This window comes from Allobosea sp. BK604, from assembly GCF_004341515.1.
GTDB lineage: Bacteria > Pseudomonadota > Alphaproteobacteria > Rhizobiales > Beijerinckiaceae > Allobosea.
On record NZ_SLZF01000001.1, the window covers coordinates 309,606 to 325,271 of the forward strand.

13 protein-coding genes and 2 tRNA genes are annotated in these 15,666 nt (G+C 67.6%); 6 read left to right on the forward strand and 9 right to left on the reverse strand.

Annotated features, from left to right (window positions below):
• Positions 1–236 precede the first annotated feature (236 nt).
• The 4 genes from EV560_RS01635 to mdoH all read right to left on the reverse strand — a co-directional run bounded on the left by EV560_RS01635 (position 237) and on the right by mdoH (position 3,140).
• Positions 237–312 (reverse strand) — tRNA-Leu (locus tag EV560_RS01635).
• A tRNA-OTHER gene (locus EV560_RS01640) sits at positions 311–382 on the reverse strand. The genes EV560_RS01635 and EV560_RS01640 overlap by 2 nt, the downstream gene beginning before the upstream one ends.
• 185 nt (positions 383–567) lie before the next feature.
• A complete protein-coding gene (locus EV560_RS01645; RefSeq protein ID WP_248311843.1) occupies positions 568–1,326 on the reverse strand; it encodes an FkbM family methyltransferase in 759 nt (252 codons plus the stop codon).
• Positions 1,323–3,140 carry a glucans biosynthesis glucosyltransferase MdoH gene (mdoH, locus tag EV560_RS01650; RefSeq protein WP_131853359.1) on the reverse strand — a complete coding sequence of 606 codons (1,818 nt, stop codon included), beginning with the start codon at positions 3,138–3,140 and terminating at the stop codon, positions 1,323–1,325. The genes EV560_RS01645 and mdoH overlap by 4 nt, the downstream gene beginning before the upstream one ends.
• 64 nt (positions 3,141–3,204) lie before the next feature.
• Here mdoH and EV560_RS01655 point away from each other — a divergent pair, with 64 nt between their 5' ends.
• The 4 genes from EV560_RS01655 to EV560_RS01670 all read left to right on the forward strand — a co-directional run bounded on the left by EV560_RS01655 (position 3,205) and on the right by EV560_RS01670 (position 6,568).
• Positions 3,205–4,206 (forward strand): zinc-dependent alcohol dehydrogenase, encoded by a 1,002-nt coding sequence (locus EV560_RS01655; RefSeq protein WP_248311844.1) that lies wholly within the window; start codon positions 3,205–3,207, stop codon positions 4,204–4,206.
• Positions 4,207–4,280: 74 nt separating this feature from the next.
• Positions 4,281–4,682 carry a 6-pyruvoyl trahydropterin synthase family protein gene (locus EV560_RS01660; protein ID WP_131853361.1) on the forward strand — a complete coding sequence of 134 codons (402 nt, stop codon included), beginning with the start codon at positions 4,281–4,283 and terminating at the stop codon, positions 4,680–4,682.
• Positions 4,679–5,728: a glycosyltransferase family 4 protein gene (locus EV560_RS01665; RefSeq protein WP_131853363.1), complete on the forward strand. Its 1,050-nt coding sequence runs from the start codon at positions 4,679–4,681 to the stop codon at positions 5,726–5,728. Before EV560_RS01660 ends, EV560_RS01665 begins: the two co-directional genes overlap by 4 nt.
• Positions 5,729–6,568, forward strand: coding sequence for a class I SAM-dependent methyltransferase (locus tag EV560_RS01670; protein WP_131853365.1), 840 nt, complete (start codon positions 5,729–5,731; stop codon positions 6,566–6,568).
• 24 nt (positions 6,569–6,592) lie between these two features.
• On the opposite strand, the gene EV560_RS01675 is transcribed toward EV560_RS01670, so the two are convergent.
• Both EV560_RS01675 and EV560_RS01680 read right to left on the reverse strand, forming a co-directional pair.
• Positions 6,593–7,624 carry a Gfo/Idh/MocA family protein gene (locus EV560_RS01675; protein WP_165923268.1) on the reverse strand — a complete coding sequence of 344 codons (1,032 nt, stop codon included), beginning with the start codon at positions 7,622–7,624 and terminating at the stop codon, positions 6,593–6,595.
• A gap of 342 nt (positions 7,625–7,966) precedes the next feature.
• Positions 7,967–8,533 carry a cytochrome b gene (locus tag EV560_RS01680; protein ID WP_248311845.1) on the reverse strand — a complete coding sequence of 189 codons (567 nt, stop codon included), beginning with the start codon at positions 8,531–8,533 and terminating at the stop codon, positions 7,967–7,969.
• A gap of 266 nt (positions 8,534–8,799) precedes the next feature.
• On the opposite strand from EV560_RS01680, the gene ribA reads away from it, so the two are divergent.
• Complete coding sequence (ribA, locus tag EV560_RS01685; protein WP_131853371.1) at positions 8,800–9,942, forward strand: GTP cyclohydrolase II RibA; 1,143 nt, start codon at positions 8,800–8,802, stop codon at positions 9,940–9,942.
• Between the two features lie 31 nt (positions 9,943–9,973).
• Entirely contained in the window at positions 9,974–12,340 is a 2,367-nt protein-coding gene (locus tag EV560_RS01690) for a glycosyltransferase family protein (RefSeq protein WP_131853373.1), read from the forward strand.
• A gap of 16 nt (positions 12,341–12,356) precedes the next feature.
• Here EV560_RS01690 and EV560_RS01695 read toward each other — a convergent pair whose 3' ends face one another.
• The 3 genes from EV560_RS01695 to EV560_RS01705 form a co-directional block, all read right to left on the reverse strand.
• Positions 12,357–13,229, reverse strand: a complete 873-nt coding sequence (locus EV560_RS01695) for a TIGR01459 family HAD-type hydrolase (RefSeq protein ID WP_131853375.1) — start codon at positions 13,227–13,229, stop codon at positions 12,357–12,359.
• Between the two features lie 35 nt (positions 13,230–13,264).
• Positions 13,265–14,212 carry a sugar kinase gene (locus EV560_RS01700; RefSeq protein WP_211201133.1) on the reverse strand — a complete coding sequence of 316 codons (948 nt, stop codon included), beginning with the start codon at positions 14,210–14,212 and terminating at the stop codon, positions 13,265–13,267.
• Between the two features lie 112 nt (positions 14,213–14,324).
• On the reverse strand, positions 14,325–15,587 hold the full coding sequence (locus tag EV560_RS01705) for a coiled-coil domain-containing protein (protein WP_131853377.1): 1,263 nt from the start codon (positions 15,585–15,587) through the stop codon (positions 14,325–14,327).
• Positions 15,588–15,666: the final 79 nt, after the last annotated feature.

Sequence of the window (15,666 nt, forward strand, 5' to 3'; positions counted from 1 at the left end):
GTCATGGCTTGAGGCCGGCATTCGCGCACGAGACAACAGGCAGCGCCCTCCCACCCGCAGGTGGGAGTTTGCCGCGCCGTGTCGACGGCGGTCACGACAGCCGGTATCCGCCATGACGCGGAGCACCGGGCTCGCTTGCCGCTTCAGCCCTCACCGCGGCCGAGGCTGCGGATCGGATCGTCACGGCGCGGAAAGCAGATCGGCTTCCCGGTTTTGAATTCGCTTTGGCAAGCGAATGGTCTGGAACGAAGGATTCGAACCTTCGACAACAAGAACCTCAGTCTTGTGCTCTACCGTCTGAGCTAGTTCCTGGAGACTCCGAACGGATTCGAACCGCCGACCTCCCGATCTCTCGGGCGCTCTTCCACTGAGCTACGCAGCCAACCTTCCGAACACGGAACACACCATCCGCAGAGCGGCGCGCGCCAGCCTGATCTCGACGAGCCAGGACACATGGCGTCCGAAAGGGAGGGCTCCTCTAAGGGAACCCCAGCTAGTGGGCAATATTCAATTTGTGAAATCTGAGATCAACTTTAGTGAAGATTTGTGAAGGCCGCCCTAGAAATCTTAGCCGGGCAATACAGCATAGACATCGCCGGAATTGGCCTCGTGCGGCAAGGCGCGGATATAGGCGCCCATCGCCTCGGCCTCGACGAATTCGGGCAGGACGAGGCGCTGGTCCTCGCCGAGCGCAAGGTTGAAACGGTAGGGGCCGAGCGTCTCCAGCAGTGCGAGACAGGCCTCGGCGACATCGCGCTGGATCGTGGTGAATTCGAAGGAGACCGCCGGCAGCGCATAGGTCAGCCCGGCCAGCACATGTGCCTCGAAGCCCTCGACATCGATCTTGACGAAATCGGGCAGGCCATGGCGCTGGATCAGCGTGTCCAGCCGCGTGCAGGCCACCACGACCTCCCGGTCCCAGATCTGCCCCTCCCAGCCGCCGGCACCGTGCGCAGCACCAATGAAGGCGGCGGAGGCGGTCGAGACGGTCGGATTGGCGCTGTTGATCCTGAGCGCGACCGAGCCCTCGCGGTCGCCGCAGGCTGCCTGGATCAGCGTCACCTGCGGATCGCGGCCATGGATCAGCCGCAGGGCCCGTGCCGGCCCCGGCTGCGGCTCGAGCGCCACCACGCGCGCTCCGAGCCGGCGGAAGCAGGAGGTCCGGTCGCCGACATGGGCGCCGATATCGAAGGCAAGGTCGCCCGGCTTCAGGAAATTGCCGTAGAGCGCGTCCATCGCGGCGTTGCGCGCCGCATCGCCATGGTAGACGCGCAGCGAGCGCGACAGCGCCTTGGCGGTACCCTTGGGGTAGACGGCCGCATTCACCGGCGCGCCTCGCTGTCGATCGCGGCGAGCACCGCGGGCGGATCGAAATCCTCGGGAATGCCGCAGAGCCCAGTGCGGACGAACCAGCTGCCGAGCGCGGGCGAAGCGCTCGCCACGGCGAAGGGAATGGCCAGCAGATAGCCTGCCGTCAGCGGCAGCGACCAGAGCAACACGGAGGGCGAAAGCAGCGCGAGCGCGCCAAAAATATAGAGCCCGAACAGCAGATGCGGCCAGAGCCCGGCGAAAGCCGTGGCGAAGGACAGCGAATGCACGTCGCGCGCCTGGCCGTTCCAGCCGATCCTGACCTGTCCGAAGGCGAGCCCGCTCATGAACAGCGTCGAGCGGAACGACGAGACCGCACCCTGCAGGAAGGCGAAGACGATCTCGATCAAGGCCGAGGCGGCGAAACGAGCCGCGCCACCATAGCGGCGCACGCCACCACGGGTCAGGGCGATATCCGCCAGCCCGGCGAGCTTGGGCGACAGATACATCGCCAGGAACAGCAGGTAGAGCGTGGCTGCGAGCCCGGCCGGATAGCCCGCCATGCCGCCATCCTCGAGCACCTTGACCGGCACGAGCGCGATCATCAGCGTCCAGGCCGGCAGGCCCAGGAACATCAGGATCGCCCAGATCAGCTGGAAGCGGCTCATCGGCTTCAGGCCGGGCAGATCGAGCAGCTTGAGATATTGCAGATTGCCGAGGCACCAGCGCAGGTCGCGCTTGGCGAAGTCGAGCATGGTCGGCGGGTTCTCCTCCCAGCTCCCCATCTCCTCCGGCAGCACGCGCACCTCATAGCCGGCGCGGCGCATCAAGGTCGCCTCGACCTGATCATGGCTCATCACCGCGCCGCCGAGCGGCGGCCCGCCGGGCAGTACCGGCAAATGGCAGGTATCGCGGAAGGGCGCGATCCGGACCATGGCGTTATGGCCCCAGAATGGTCCGCACTCCCCGCCCCACCAGGCCGAGCCCATCGTATAGGGCCGCATGCCCTGGCGCATGCCGAACTGGAAGACGCGGGCGAAGGCCGATTTGCTGGGCATGCCGACGACCAGGCTCTGCAGGATGCCGAGCTTGGGATGCGCCTGCATCATGCGAGCGAGCCTGACGATGGCCTCGCCGGACATCACGCTGTCGGCATCGAGCGGCAGCATCACCTCGTAGCGCTCGCCCCAATGCTCGCAGAAATCGCGGAGATTGCCGGCCTTGAATCCGGCATTGTCGCCGCGGCGGCGATAGGTGAGACGCGCCGGCTCGCCGATCTCACCAGCCCATTCCGCTGCGAGCCTCTCCTCTGCCTCGGCAACCTCCGGCAGGTTCGTGTCCGACAATACGAAATAATCGAACCAGACGCCCTCGCCTGTCGCATCGAGGCTCTGCTTGACCGCGCGCAGGCGCCGGAAGGCGCGCGCCGGATCCTCGTTGCGCAGGGTCATCAGGATCGCGGTGCGGATCTGGAGCGGCTCGGCCGCGCTCCCCGCCGTCATGAAGGGGGCTACCCGCGCGAGACCGTCCTTGACGCCGTGCAGCAGCCAGAGGCCGAGCACGGCGTTCCAGAAGCCCAGCACCGTCCAGGGCGCGCCGAACAGGAATGCGCCGAAGATTACGATATCGGTCAGCGTCCAGCCGCCGGCGCCGAGCACCTGCGCCAGCCCGTAGAGCAAGCCAGCCAACGTCGCGAGGTTGAGGGCAAGCACGAGCAGCCGGCGCTTGCGCAGCAGCGCGAGCGGCTGCAGGCCTGCGGGTGTCAGGGCGTGGTCGCTGCCCTGCCCTTGCGCTGCCGGCTGGAACATGGTCGGAGCGGGGCGCTGGTTCATGAGAACTCGCTGACAGGCGCAGGCGGGAGCGGAGGAAAGACCAGTGGATGTAAAGCCAGCCTCTATGACCGAAGCAGCTACGCTTGACCATGCGGACCGGATGCATGCGACGGCATTGTGGTATGTCGCACCGGCTGAATGCGCCCTGAACAAGGTCGACCTGCCCAGGCCAGGCCTGCAGGACTGCGTGATCCGCACGCTCTGGAGCGGGATCAGCCGCGGCACCGAGCGGCTCGTCTTCGAAGGCCGCGTGCCGCCCTCCGAATACCAGCGCATGCGCGCGCCTTTTCAGGAGGGCGCCTTCCCCTTCCCGGTGAAATACGGCTACTGCGCCGTCGGCGAGGTCGAAGCCGGTCCGGCCGAATTACTCGGCGCGACCGTCTTCTGCCTGCATCCGCATCAGGATCGCTTCGTCGCGCCGCGCGACCGCGTGCTGCGCATACCGGAGCGCGTGCCGCCGCGCCGGGCCGTGCTGGCCGCCAATATGGAAACCGCGCTCAACGCGCATTGGGATGCAGGTTCGGGCCCGGCCGACCGCATCCTGGTGGTCGGCGGCGGCGTGCTCGGCCTGCTGGTGGCCTGGATCGCGGCGCAAATTCCCGGTGCCGATGTGACGCTCGTCGATATCGATCCGCGCCGGGCCGAGATCGCCGCGACGCTCGGCTTCGGCTTCGCGCTGCCCGCAGACGCCCCCGGCGATGCCGATCTCGTCTTCCATGCCAGCGCCACGGCGCCCGGCCTCGCCACCGCCATTGCCGCGGCCGGGTTCGAAGCCCGCATCGTCGAGCTGAGCTGGTATGGGGAGGGCGCGGTTCCCGCCCCGCTCGGCGGCGCCTTCCATGCGAAGCGATTGCAGCTCATCTCCTCGCAGGTCGGGCAGGTCGCGCCCTCCCGCCGGCCGCGCTGGAGCTATGCCAGAAGAGCGGAAGCCGCGATGGCCCTGCTCGCCGACGAACGGCTCGATGCGTTGATCACCACAGAAATTCCTTTCACGGAAGCGCCCGAAAAGCTGCCTGATCTTCTCTCCAGCGGCTGGTCGGGGCTGACCGGCGTACTGCGCTATTGACCTGACATGGGGGCGCCAGCCTAGACATGGGCGCCCGCCGGCTTTTGCGCCGGCCTGTTCGGAGCCGCTCCCGCATGTTTTCCGTCGAAGTCCGCGACCGCATCATGATCGGCCATTCCCTGCCCGACCCCTTCTTCGGGCCTGCGCAGCACATGCATGGTGCGACCTTCGTCGTCGATGTCGCCTTCTTCAGGGAGACGCTGACGCGCCAGAACGTCGTGGTCGATATCGGCGCGGCGCTCGATGTGCTGAACAAGACGCTGAAGCCGCTGAATTACCAGAATCTCGATGCCCTGCCGCAGTTCAAGGGCGTGCTGACCACGACCGAATTCCTCTGCAAACACATTTTCGACGCCGTTGCGGCCGCGGCAAGATCAGGCGCGCTCGGCGAGGACGGCAAGGGCCTCAGCAAGATCCGCGTCACCCTGCACGAGACCGATCTCGCCCGTGCCGCCTATGAGGGCGCGCTCGCGTGAACGAGATCGTCTTCGCCATTCCCGGCGAGCTCGACCTGCCGACCGGCGGCTACGGCTATGACCGCAGGCTGCTCAGGGAATGGCGCGAGATGGGCATCGTTGCCCGCCACCTCGCCCTGCCCGGCACCTTCCCCTATCCGACCGAGGCGGATCTCGCCGAGACCGGCCGGCTGATCCTGTCGCAGCCTTACGACTCCGTGCTGCTGATCGACGGCCTCGCCTATGGCGCCTTTCCCGAGAGCATCGCGGCAGGGCTTGCCGGCCGTGTCGTCGCGCTGGTGCATCATCCGCTCGGCCTGGAGACCGGCCTCTCGCCCGAACAGGCGGCGGCTTTCGTGGCGCGCGAGACGGCGGCCCTGCGCTATGCCACCGCCGTCATCGCCACCAGCCCGGCGACGAGGCGGCTGCTGGCGGCGGATTTCGCCGTTCCCGAAGCGCGTATCGCGGTGGCCGAGCCCGGCACGGACCAGGCGAAGCGGGCAGCGGGCGGGCAGTCCGGCGAGGCCCTGCATCTGCTGGCGGTCGGCTCGCTCGTGCCGCGCAAGGGCTACGGCGTCCTGATCGAGGCGCTCGTCGCGCTCGCGGATCGGCCCTGGCACCTGACCATCATCGGCGCGGCCGACCGCTCGCCGGCAACGGCGCGCGCGATCGCAGCGCAAATCGAGGCGGCCGGCTTGCACGACAGGATCACGCTGGCAGGCGCCGTCGGCGATGCCGATCTGGCGCGCGCCTACGACGCAGCCGATCTCTTCGTCATGCCCTCGCTCTTCGAGGGCTATGGCATGGTGCTGACGGAAGCCCTGGTGCGCGGCCTGCCGATCCTGTGCACCACCGGCGGGGCCGCGGCGGAAACCGTGCCCGATGCCGCTGCGCTCAAGGTTGCGCCCGGCGACGCGCCGGCGCTTGCCAAAGCCCTGAAACATCTCTTCGATGAACCGAAAGCCCGGCTGCGCATGGCCGATGCCGCATGGGCGAGCGCCGCCACGCTGCCGCGCTGGCGCGAGACTGCGACGATCGTCGCCGAGACCTGCCGAAAGGTATTGTGAATGAGCGGCTTTTCCCCGGACTGGCTGGCCTTGCGCGAGCCGGCCGACCACGCGGCCCGCAATCCCGAGCTGCTTTCCGCCGTCGGTGCCTATTTTGCCGGCAGGCACTCGCTCACCATCGTCGACCTCGGCAGCGGTGCCGGCTCGAACCTGCGCGGCAGCTATTCCACCTTGCCGAACCGCCAGCACTGGACCCTGGTCGATCACGACGAAAAGCTGTTGCAGGTCGCGCGCGAGCGCCTCGCCGCCTGGGCCGACGAGACCCAGGAACAGGGCGAGGAGCTCGTCCTCACCAAGGGCGAGAAGATCATCACCGTCGATACCCGCCAGGCCGATCTCAACAAGGACCTCGAATGGATCCTCGGCTGGCAGCCGGACCTGATCACCGCCGCCGCCCTGCTCGACCTCGCCTCGAAGCGCTGGCTCGAACGCTTCGCCGCAGCACTCGCCAGCCAGCGCCTGCCGCTCTACACGGTGCTGACCTATGACGGCCGCGAGAAATGGCAGCCGGAACATGCCACCGATGCCCGCGTGCTCGCCGCCTTCCATCATCACCAGCATAGCGACAAGGGCTTTGGCCCGGCCGTCGGCCCCAATGCCACGGAAATCTCGGCCGAAGCCTTCCGCAAGGCAGGCTTCGCCGTCTCCATTGGCGAAAGCCCCTGGCTGCTCGGCGAAAAGCAGCGAGAACTGCTGCTGGCCCTGGCGGAGGGCAGTGCCGGGGCGGTGCTGGAGACCGGCCATCTCGATAAGGCAAGCGTGACAGAGTGGCTCGCCGCCAGGCGCGACTCCGAGTCCTGCATGATCGGCCATCTCGATCTCTGGGCGCGGCCGGTCTGAGCCGGCTCCCCGCTCCGGCAGGGATCAGTTCCCCGGCAAGCGGTCGCTCCGGGTCATCGCCGCGCTGGCCTGCGCCAGCACCCGCATCACACGCAACCCCTCGTCACCATCCGTGATCGGGTCGCGTCCCTCGGCGACACAGTCGATGAAATGCTGGCACTCGCGCTTGAGCGGCTCGCTCTCATCCACCGCGATTGGAACAGGATCCGCCCGGGTCGTCGCCGCGATGCCCCCCGTCACGTTCACGATGTGGGGATAGAGGAGTAGCTTGCGCTCCCACGGCGCGGCATCGTCGAGCACGACCATGGCCTCCGTTCCGATGACGGTGAGCCGGTGCTCCTTGACCGGATGCAGCCAGGACAGGTTGACCTGGGCACTCTCGCCGGCCGGAAAGGCGAGGTGAAGGGTGACGGCATCGGCTATCGCATTGCGCAGGTGATAGCCCGCGACCGCCCGGACCTCGCTCGGCTCTGCACCCACCAGGTCCAGGATGACGGCGACGTCATGCGGTCCGAGGCACCAGAGCACATCCTCTTCGTTTCGGATCGCCCCGAGATTCATCCGGTTGGCCTGGAGCCGCAGGATGCGACCGATAGCGCCGCTCGCGATGAGGCTCTGGAGCCTGGTGAAGGCGGGATGGTAACGCAGGATATGGCCGACCATCAGCCGCCGGTCGAGGCGCCGCGCCAGGTCGATCAGATCCTCGGCATGCGCGAGTTCGAGTGCGAGCGGCTTTTCGACCAGGACGTGCTTGCCGGCCAGAAGCGCGCGCCTGGCGAGGTCGTGATGGCTCGATGGCTGCGTCGCAATCGCCACCGCTTCGATCGATCGCTCGGCCAGGATCTGCTCGAAAGACAGGGCGCGGCTGCCGTGTCGAGCGATGACGGCATCGAGTGTCGCGGGGTGGTGATCGGCAGCAGCACCAAGATGACCCAGCTCGGCAAAGCAACGAACGAGGTTCCTGCCCCAGGCCCCGCAGCCGATGACTGCCACCTGCAAGCTTTGCGCAACGGCGTTGAGGTCAATAGACCTCGGAATTCCTTCGATCTGCTCCAAGCTTGCTCCGATCAACTCCTGACATGAGCCTACTAGAACCGCTAGCCGCGAGGCTATCGTATTGCAGAACGGTAGAGGAGCACTTCCAGACCCCGATCGGGAGAGTTCGCGCCGCGACTATCCCGACGGGTTAGATCAAGCCTAGCGTTGTCAAAGCTCTGAACGGCGTCATTTTGCGGAAAATCGCCCGATCTGTCCACCATCACGCCGCCTCGGGCGGCGATGGCGCCGACTATTCCAGTTGGGCTGCCTGATCGGCCTGTCGTTGCGTGCCGGGACGATCAGCGGCAGCAGGCTCACGCAACGGAACGGGTGCCGGCTGACGGCTAACAGTTCTAAAAGTTAGGCTCGCGGCCACATCCGCCTGAACACGCCATCCCTGCGGATCAGCGCGTGATAGAGCACCGCCGCGATATGCACACTGATCAGCAGCGCCATGCTGAGCGCGAGCCAGCCATGGATATTGAGCACCCGCTTCGCCATATCCTCGTTCGGCGCGGCCAGGGCCGGCAGGTTGAACAGGCCGAAAATATCGAGCGCCGGGTAGAGCGAGACGCCGATCCAGCCCAGCACTGGCACGATCAGCAGCAAGGCATAGAGCAGCCAATGCACCAGATGCGAGCCGGCCTTCTGCCACCATTCCAGCGTCGGCTCGTCGGCCGGCGCGCCGTGGATCAGGCGGTAGGTCAGGCGCAGCACGATCCACCAGAGCAGCAGGAAGCCGAGAAGCTTATGGCTGCTGTAGAGGTTGTTGGTCAGGTCGTCCCAGAGATCGAGCGTGTTGCCGCGATAGCTCATGGTGAGCCCGACCGGCACCATGACGAAGACGGCGGCAACGGTGATCCAGTGGAAGCTGCGCGCCACGCCGCTATAGGCCTTCGGCGCCGCAACCGGGTCATGCTCCTGCACCATCCCCTCCGCGCTGCTCGAATGTCGCCTGCCCGTCCTGTCGCTGGTAGACATTCATCTGATGTTCAATCGGATGTACCTATACAGCGGACGGCAACAGATTGGATCATTGTCAGGTTCGGTCCACGACAAGGTTTTGACAACTGGAACCATCCGCAGCCCGGATTTGTTTCCAGTTCCGGGACCGGACGTGCATCCGTATCGACATCCCGGTCGTAAACGATAGGCTCCTCGCCAACTCCCGGCGCAATCTGACGGACCATTCTATGCCCAAGCTGCCGATCACCAAGTCGCGTACGCTGTTCGGCCGCCCTCACGAGACGTGCCTGATCACCGTCGACCGCGCCATCGCCGAATTCCGCGCCGGCCGCCCGGTGCTGTTGCGCGACGGCGAGCGGTTGGCGCTGGCGCTGTCGGCCGAGCTTGCCGACGAGGCTCTCGCCCAGGGGCTCGACGAACTCGCCCAGGGTCAGGCCCATCTCGTGCTCAGCGCGGCACGCCTGCGCCGCATCGGCGCCAAGCCACGCAGCGAGGCCGGCATCCTGGCGATGCCGTCGATCGATCTCGCTCGCGTCGAGACATTGGCGCTCAAGGTCGAGGCCAAGGTCGACGCGCCTGTCGCTCCCGCCGATGCCGTCGACACGGCCGCGCTCGAGCTCGCCCGCCTCTCGCTGGTTCTGCCGGCGACCATCCTCGTTCCGGTGACCGCCGAGGCAGTCGCCGGCGAGCCGCTGGTCGAGGTCGGGATCGACGCGCTCAACGCCTACCGCTCCGAGCAGGCGGCCTCGCTCAAGATCGTCGGGCGCGCTCCGGTGCCGCTCGAAGGCGCGCCGGAAACCGAGTTTGTCGTGTTCCGCGGCGGCGAAGGCCTGCGTGACCAGGTCGCGATCATCGTCGGCAAGCCCGACCTCGCGAGCGCCGTGCCTGTGCGCCTGCACTCGGCCTGCCTCACCGGCGACCTGTTCGGGTCGCTGAAATGCGACTGCGGCGACCAGCTGCGCGAGACCGTGCAATGGATGGCGCAGAACGATGGCGGCATCCTGCTCTATCTGGACCAGGAAGGCCGCGGCAACGGCATCTCCAACAAGATGCGCGCCTACAAGCTGCAGAGCCAGGGCTGGGACACCTACGATGCCGACGAGGTGCTCGGCTTTGATCTCGACCAGCGCCATTTCGATTTCGCCGCCGCGATGCTGAAGCAGCTCGGCGTCAGCCGCGTGACCGCGCTGACCAACAACCCGCTCAAGGTCGGAGCGATCAAGGCCGCCGGCCTCGAAGTCGCCGCGACCCAGCGCGTGCTCGGCCGCCCGACCGCGCATAATGTGCGCTATCTCACCTCGAAGCGCGACCGCGCCGGCCATATAATCGACATGGACGCGCTGATGGCGCGGGCCGCGCCGAAGGATTGATCGCCCGTCCGGCTTCGGGCAGACCGTTCACATGTCCGAGCCCGATCAGACAGAGGCTTCATCATCCGCACCGCGCTGGCCGCTCGCCAGCGTGGTCTGCATCGTGTTCTGCGCCTGGCTGGCGTTGTCCTGGCCCTGGCTGTCGGGCATCGTCACGATACCCTGGGACGCCAAGGCGCATTTCTATCCACAGCTCCAGTTCCTGGCGACAGCCTGGCACCGCAGCCTCTCACCCTTTTGGACCCCCTACGTCTTCTCCGGCTCGCCGCAGATCGCCGATCCGCAATCGCTGATCTTCTCGCCGCCCTATGCCCTGATCGCGGCGCTGAACCCGGCGCCCAGCTTCCGCTGGAGCGACGGGGCGGAGCTTGGCACGCTCCTCATTGGCGGGATCGCCATCGTCCTGCTGTTCAGGGACCGCAACTGGCACCCGGCCGGGGCCGTCGTGGCCGCGCTCGCCTTCGCCTTCGGCGCCTCCGCCGCCTGGCGTATCCAGCATGTCGGGCAGGTGCTCAGCCTCGGCTATTTCGCCGTGACGCTGCTCCTTCTGTCGCGGGCGCTCGAACGCCGCTCGCTGGTCTATGGCTTCTGCGCCGGACTGGCCGCCGGCTTCATGGTGCTCGGGCGCGATCAGGTCGCTCTGCTCGGCGTCTATGTCCTCGCGGGATTGACGATCGCGGCGATCGCCATGGCGCAGCAGCCGTTGCGGGCCTTGCTGCGCAGCCTCGGCCCGCTCCTTGCCGGCTCGCTCGGCGCCATCCTCGTCGCGACCGTGCCGATCCTGTTCACCTTCGTGCTGGCGCAGGAATCCAACCGACCGGAGATCGACCTTCTCGGCGCCGAGAAGGGCTCGCTGCATCCGGCCTCGCTGCTCACCGGGCTGATCGCCAATCTCTATGGCGCCTCCGGTCCCCTCGAGAATTTCTGGGGGGCGCCGAGCCCGGCCTGGGAGCAGCGCTTCGGCCCGCTCGACCTCTTCCTCGCCCGCAATATGGGCCAGCTCTATCTCGGCCTGTTGCCGATGCTGCTGATCCTGACGATCGGCCTGGTGCGCGGCGCGCTGTTCCGGCGCGAGATCGTGGCGCTGACCATCGCCGCCTTCCTCGTGCTGCTTTATGCGCTCGGGCGCTACACGCCCGGCTTCCATCTGCTGTTCGAGATCATGCCGGGAGCAAGCTTCTACCGCCGCCCGGCCGATGCGCTCTTCATCCTTGGCGCGCTGCTGGCGATCCTCGGCGGCTATCTGACCCATCTCGTGGTGGCCGACGCCGCGCCGCGCGGCCGGCTTTGGCAGAAGCTGCTCGAAGCCGCGCTGCTGCTGGGGGCGCTCGCGCTCGCCATCTGGCTGGCCCATACGGTGGGCAAGCTTCAGCTCGTCACCGTCCCGATCGTGACCGCCCTGCTCTGTGCCGTGCTGTCGATGGGCGCGCTCGTCGCAGCGCGTGGGCTCTCGCTCCAGGGCTCGACGCGCGCAGCCGCGATCGTCCTGGCGGCGACGCTGGTCGTCGATCTCTCGACCAATAACGGCCCGAACGAGTCCACCGCCTTGCCCTCGAAGAATTTCGAGATGCTGCGCCCGGACAGCAAGAACGAGACGATCGCGCTGCTCAAGCGCGAGACCGCCCGCACCGCGTCTCCCGACCGGCGCGACCGCATCGAACTCGCCGCCATCGGCTTCGATTGGCCCAATGCCAGCCTCGTCCACGAGCTCGACAATACGCTCGGCTACAACCCGCTTCGGCTCGGCCTCTACAGCAAGGCGACGGGCGCCGGCGACCATGTCGCCCTTCCCGACCAGCGCACCTTCTCGCGGCTGATGCCGGGCTATCGCTCGCTGCTCACCGACATGCTCGGACTGCGCTTCATCGCGACCGGCGTCCCGGCCGAACAGATCGACAGGCGGCTGAAACCCGGCGACCTCGTCCAGATCGCCAGGACGCCCGATGCCTATGTCTATGAGAACCCGCGCGCCCTGCCGCGCGTGCTCCTGGTGACGCAGGCGCAGAAGGTCGATTTCGGTGCGATCCTCGCGAGCGGCCAATGGCCCACTGGCTTCGACCCGCGCAACACGGTGCTGCTCGAACGCGACCCGCCGCCGCTGCCGACCGGGTCGGCGCAGGCCGGTTCGGTCCGCATCGTCGATTACGGCACGACGGAGGTGAACCTCGCCACCGATGCGCCGCGCGGCGGCTATGTCGTGCTCAACGACGTCTGGCATCATTGGTGGCAGGTCGAGGTCGACGGCAAGCCGGCGGAGCTGCTGCGGGCGAATGTGCTGTTCCGCGCGGTCGCGGTCCCGCCCGGCCGCTCGACGATCCGCTTCGTCTTCCGTCCCTTCCAGGGGCTCTATGCCGATATCGGCAAGCTTGTGAAGGCGCGCTACAAGCCGCCGGTTTGAGCCAGCCGGGCCTAGCTCAGGCGAGCGCCGCCATCGCCGCGACCGGGATCGCTGGCTGCCCCGCCAGCACGCGCGCGATGCCGGCCGGATCGAGCTTGCCCTCGACGATCGTCTCGTCGCGATGGATGCCGCCGGCGACGAACAGGCTGTCGAAGCCCATCAGCCGCGCTCCCGCGAGATCGGTCCGCACGGCATCGCCGATCACCAGCACCTTCTCGGGCTCGATCGCGCGGCCGCCGCGCGCCTCGCGCGCAGCCTCCAGCGCAAGATCATAGGCCGGACGATGTGGCTTGCCGGCCCAGGCGACCACACCGCCAAGCTCCTCGTAGATCGTGGCCAGCGCACCGGCGCAGGGCAGCAGATCCTCGCCGACATGCACGACGAGATCGGGATTGCCGCAAATGAAGGGCAGCTTGCGCGCCGCGAGCCGGGTCAGCAGCGGGCGATAATCCTCGGGCATCTCACGCCGGTAGTCGTTCAACTCGGTCGCTACGACCAACTCGGCGTCCTCTTCGCCCACGAGCTCGACATCGAGCCCCTTGAACACCGCCCGATCCTCTTTCCAGCCGATATGATAGATCTTTCGGGCATGGCTCTCGGCGATGAGTGACCTGGTGACGTCGCCCGAGGTGACCAGGCGGTCCCAGGCCGTGCGGGGCACGCGCTTGCCGTCGATCACGCCTGCGACCTGCTCCGAGGGACCCGGCGCATTCGAGAGCAGCACCACGGCGCCGCCGCCTTCCCGGAATCGCGTCAGCGCCGCGCAGGCCGGGCCGAGCGCCAGCACGCCGTCATGGACGACGCCCCAGACATCGCTGATCAGCAGGTCATAGCGGGCGAAGAGCTTGCCCGCCTCGCTCAGGATCGGAACGCTGCTTATCTGAGGCATGATTTCGTCCGAAAACCGGTCTCCACTTTTCGGAATCATGCCTGCGCGACCCTGGCCTCATTCGCCATGCGCGCCTCGACATCTGCGCGCCGCGGCAGAGGCGCTACAGCGCCATAGCCCTGCGTCGAGAGCGCCGCCGCGACATTGGCATAGGCCGCCGCGACGAAAGCATCGCCGGTGCGGATATATTCGGCGAGCAAGGCGCCGTCATAGCAATCGCCCGCCCCGGTCGCGTCGATGGCATCGACCTTGATCGGCACGAAGCGCTGGCGTCGCTCCGGCGTCGCGACCAGCGAGCCCTGATGGCCCAGCGTCAGCGCCACGACCTTGGCACCGAGCCCGAGATAGAAATCGACGATCGCGTCGGGGTCGCTCAGGCCGGTGAGCTGGATCGCGTCGTCTAGTCCGGGCAGCACGATATCGGCCATGGCGCAGGCGGCGTGGATGATCGCGCGCGCCCGGGTCAGCGGCCAGAGCTTGAGCCGCAGATTGGTGTCATAGGCTGTCAGCACGCCCTGCGAGCGGGCGAGCGCGAAGGCCTCGAACACCGCATCGCAGGCGGTCGCCGAGATCGCCTGGCTGATGCCGGAGGCCTGGACGATCCTGACCTTGCCGATCAGGTCGCGCGGCAGGTCGCGCGGGCCGTAGAGGCTCGCGGCCGAACCGGCCCGCAAATAGGAGAAGACATGGCCCTGCGGCCCGTGATCGACGAAATAGAGGCCGGTCGGTGCGGTCGGATGCGTCGGCACGAAACGGTCGTCGACGCCTTCCTCGGCCCAGAGCTTGCGAAAGGAATGGCCGGCCGCATCATCCCCGAGCGCCCCGGCATAGGCCACTGTCGCACCCTGCCGCGCTGCCGCGATGGCGCAGTTCGAGGTATCGCCGCCATGGCCGAACCGGAACGAGCCGGCCTCGCCGCGCGTCGCGTTGAATTCGCCCAGCGGTTCGCCGATGCAAAGGATGTCGATTGTCGTGTCAGTCACAGGAGGGAACCATCTCGGGCGGGCGCTGGGCGGCGGGAGCCGATGGGCCTTCCTAGAGCATCAGCACGGAAAGTGCGAAGCGGTTTTCGCCGGGATGCGCAGGCGGAACGCTCTATTCCGCCGCTTCCTGCTTCGGCGGCAGGTTCATCAACCGTTCGGCGATCCTGGTGATCTCCTGGCGCAGCGCGGCATTGTCGTCCTGCGCACCGGCCTCTCGGGCGCTGCGCTCCTGCTTGCGCAGCTGCGACAGCTCGCGCTTCGAGCGCGCCAGATCGGCCCGCACCTGCGCCAGCGCGCCCTTCAGCGTCGACAGCTCCGCATGGACGGTTTCCAGCCGCCCCTCACGCTCGCGAAGATCCTCCCGCATCTGCGCGGCCTCCTCCTTCAGGTGCTGGCGCTCGGCCTCGGACACCGCCCTGACCTGGGTCAGCTCGCCGGCCAGCGACTGCCTGTCATGCTCCTCGGCAGCGCGTGCCTTGTCTTGCTCCTTGATCACAGCGTCCAGGCGCGCGACCTCGGCCGTCATCTCGCTGCTGCGGGCCGATGCCGCCGCCAGGCCAGCCTCGGCCTCGGCAGTGCGGCTGTCGAGCGCGTCGGCACGCAGGCGCTCGCTGTCACGGTCGACGGTCATCGCCTTCAGCGCCGCGGAGGTCTCGTCGAACCCCCGAGCCTTCGTGGCAAGCCGGTCGCTGAGCTCGTCGCGCTTGCCTTCCAGCACCAGGATCTTCGTCCGGCTCTCGACCTGCGCGACCTTGAGCCCGTCATAGTCGCGGCGCAGCTGGTCGAGTTCCTTCTCGCGTTCGGCCAGAAGCGTCTCGACCCGGCCGAGTGTCGCGCGCGATTCGGTGAGCTCGTTGGTCCGCGCGGCAAGATCCGAGCCGGTACCGCTCAGGGCCGCACGCACCTCGGCCAGGTTCCGCTCCAGCGCGGCGAGATCGCTGACGCGGCCCTCGAGTGCTTTCGACGTGCCGGCATGGGCGGCGGTTTCCTCGGTGAGCTTATCGCGTGTCGTCGCCAGCGCGGTGCGCGTCGTCGACAGATCGGCCTCGAGCCCGCCGATCCGCGTATCGCGTTCGTCGCGCTCGCGCTCGAGCCGCCCGATCGTCATGTCACGGCGGCCGATCTCGCCCATCGCCCCGGCCTTGGCGGCAAAGCCGCTCTCGGCCTTCTGTTCGAGCTGGCGAAGTTGCAGGGCGAGCTCCGCCCGCAAATGGTCGCGGTCGGCGGCGATCTCGGCCAGCGAGAGCGGAAAGGCCGCCTCGGCCCGCTTGCGCGCCAGCCGGTCAGCCCGCCGCGCGAGCGCCGGCAGCGCCGCCAGCGCCAGCAAAGTCGCCGACAGGAAGCCGAGCGCAATGAGCATGACGGCTTCGATCAAGGCATCGGGCTCCGGTCGTAAGGCACTTCAGAGAGTGGAACCTGCCACGATCCCCCCGCCATGGCTAGTAAACGCCATG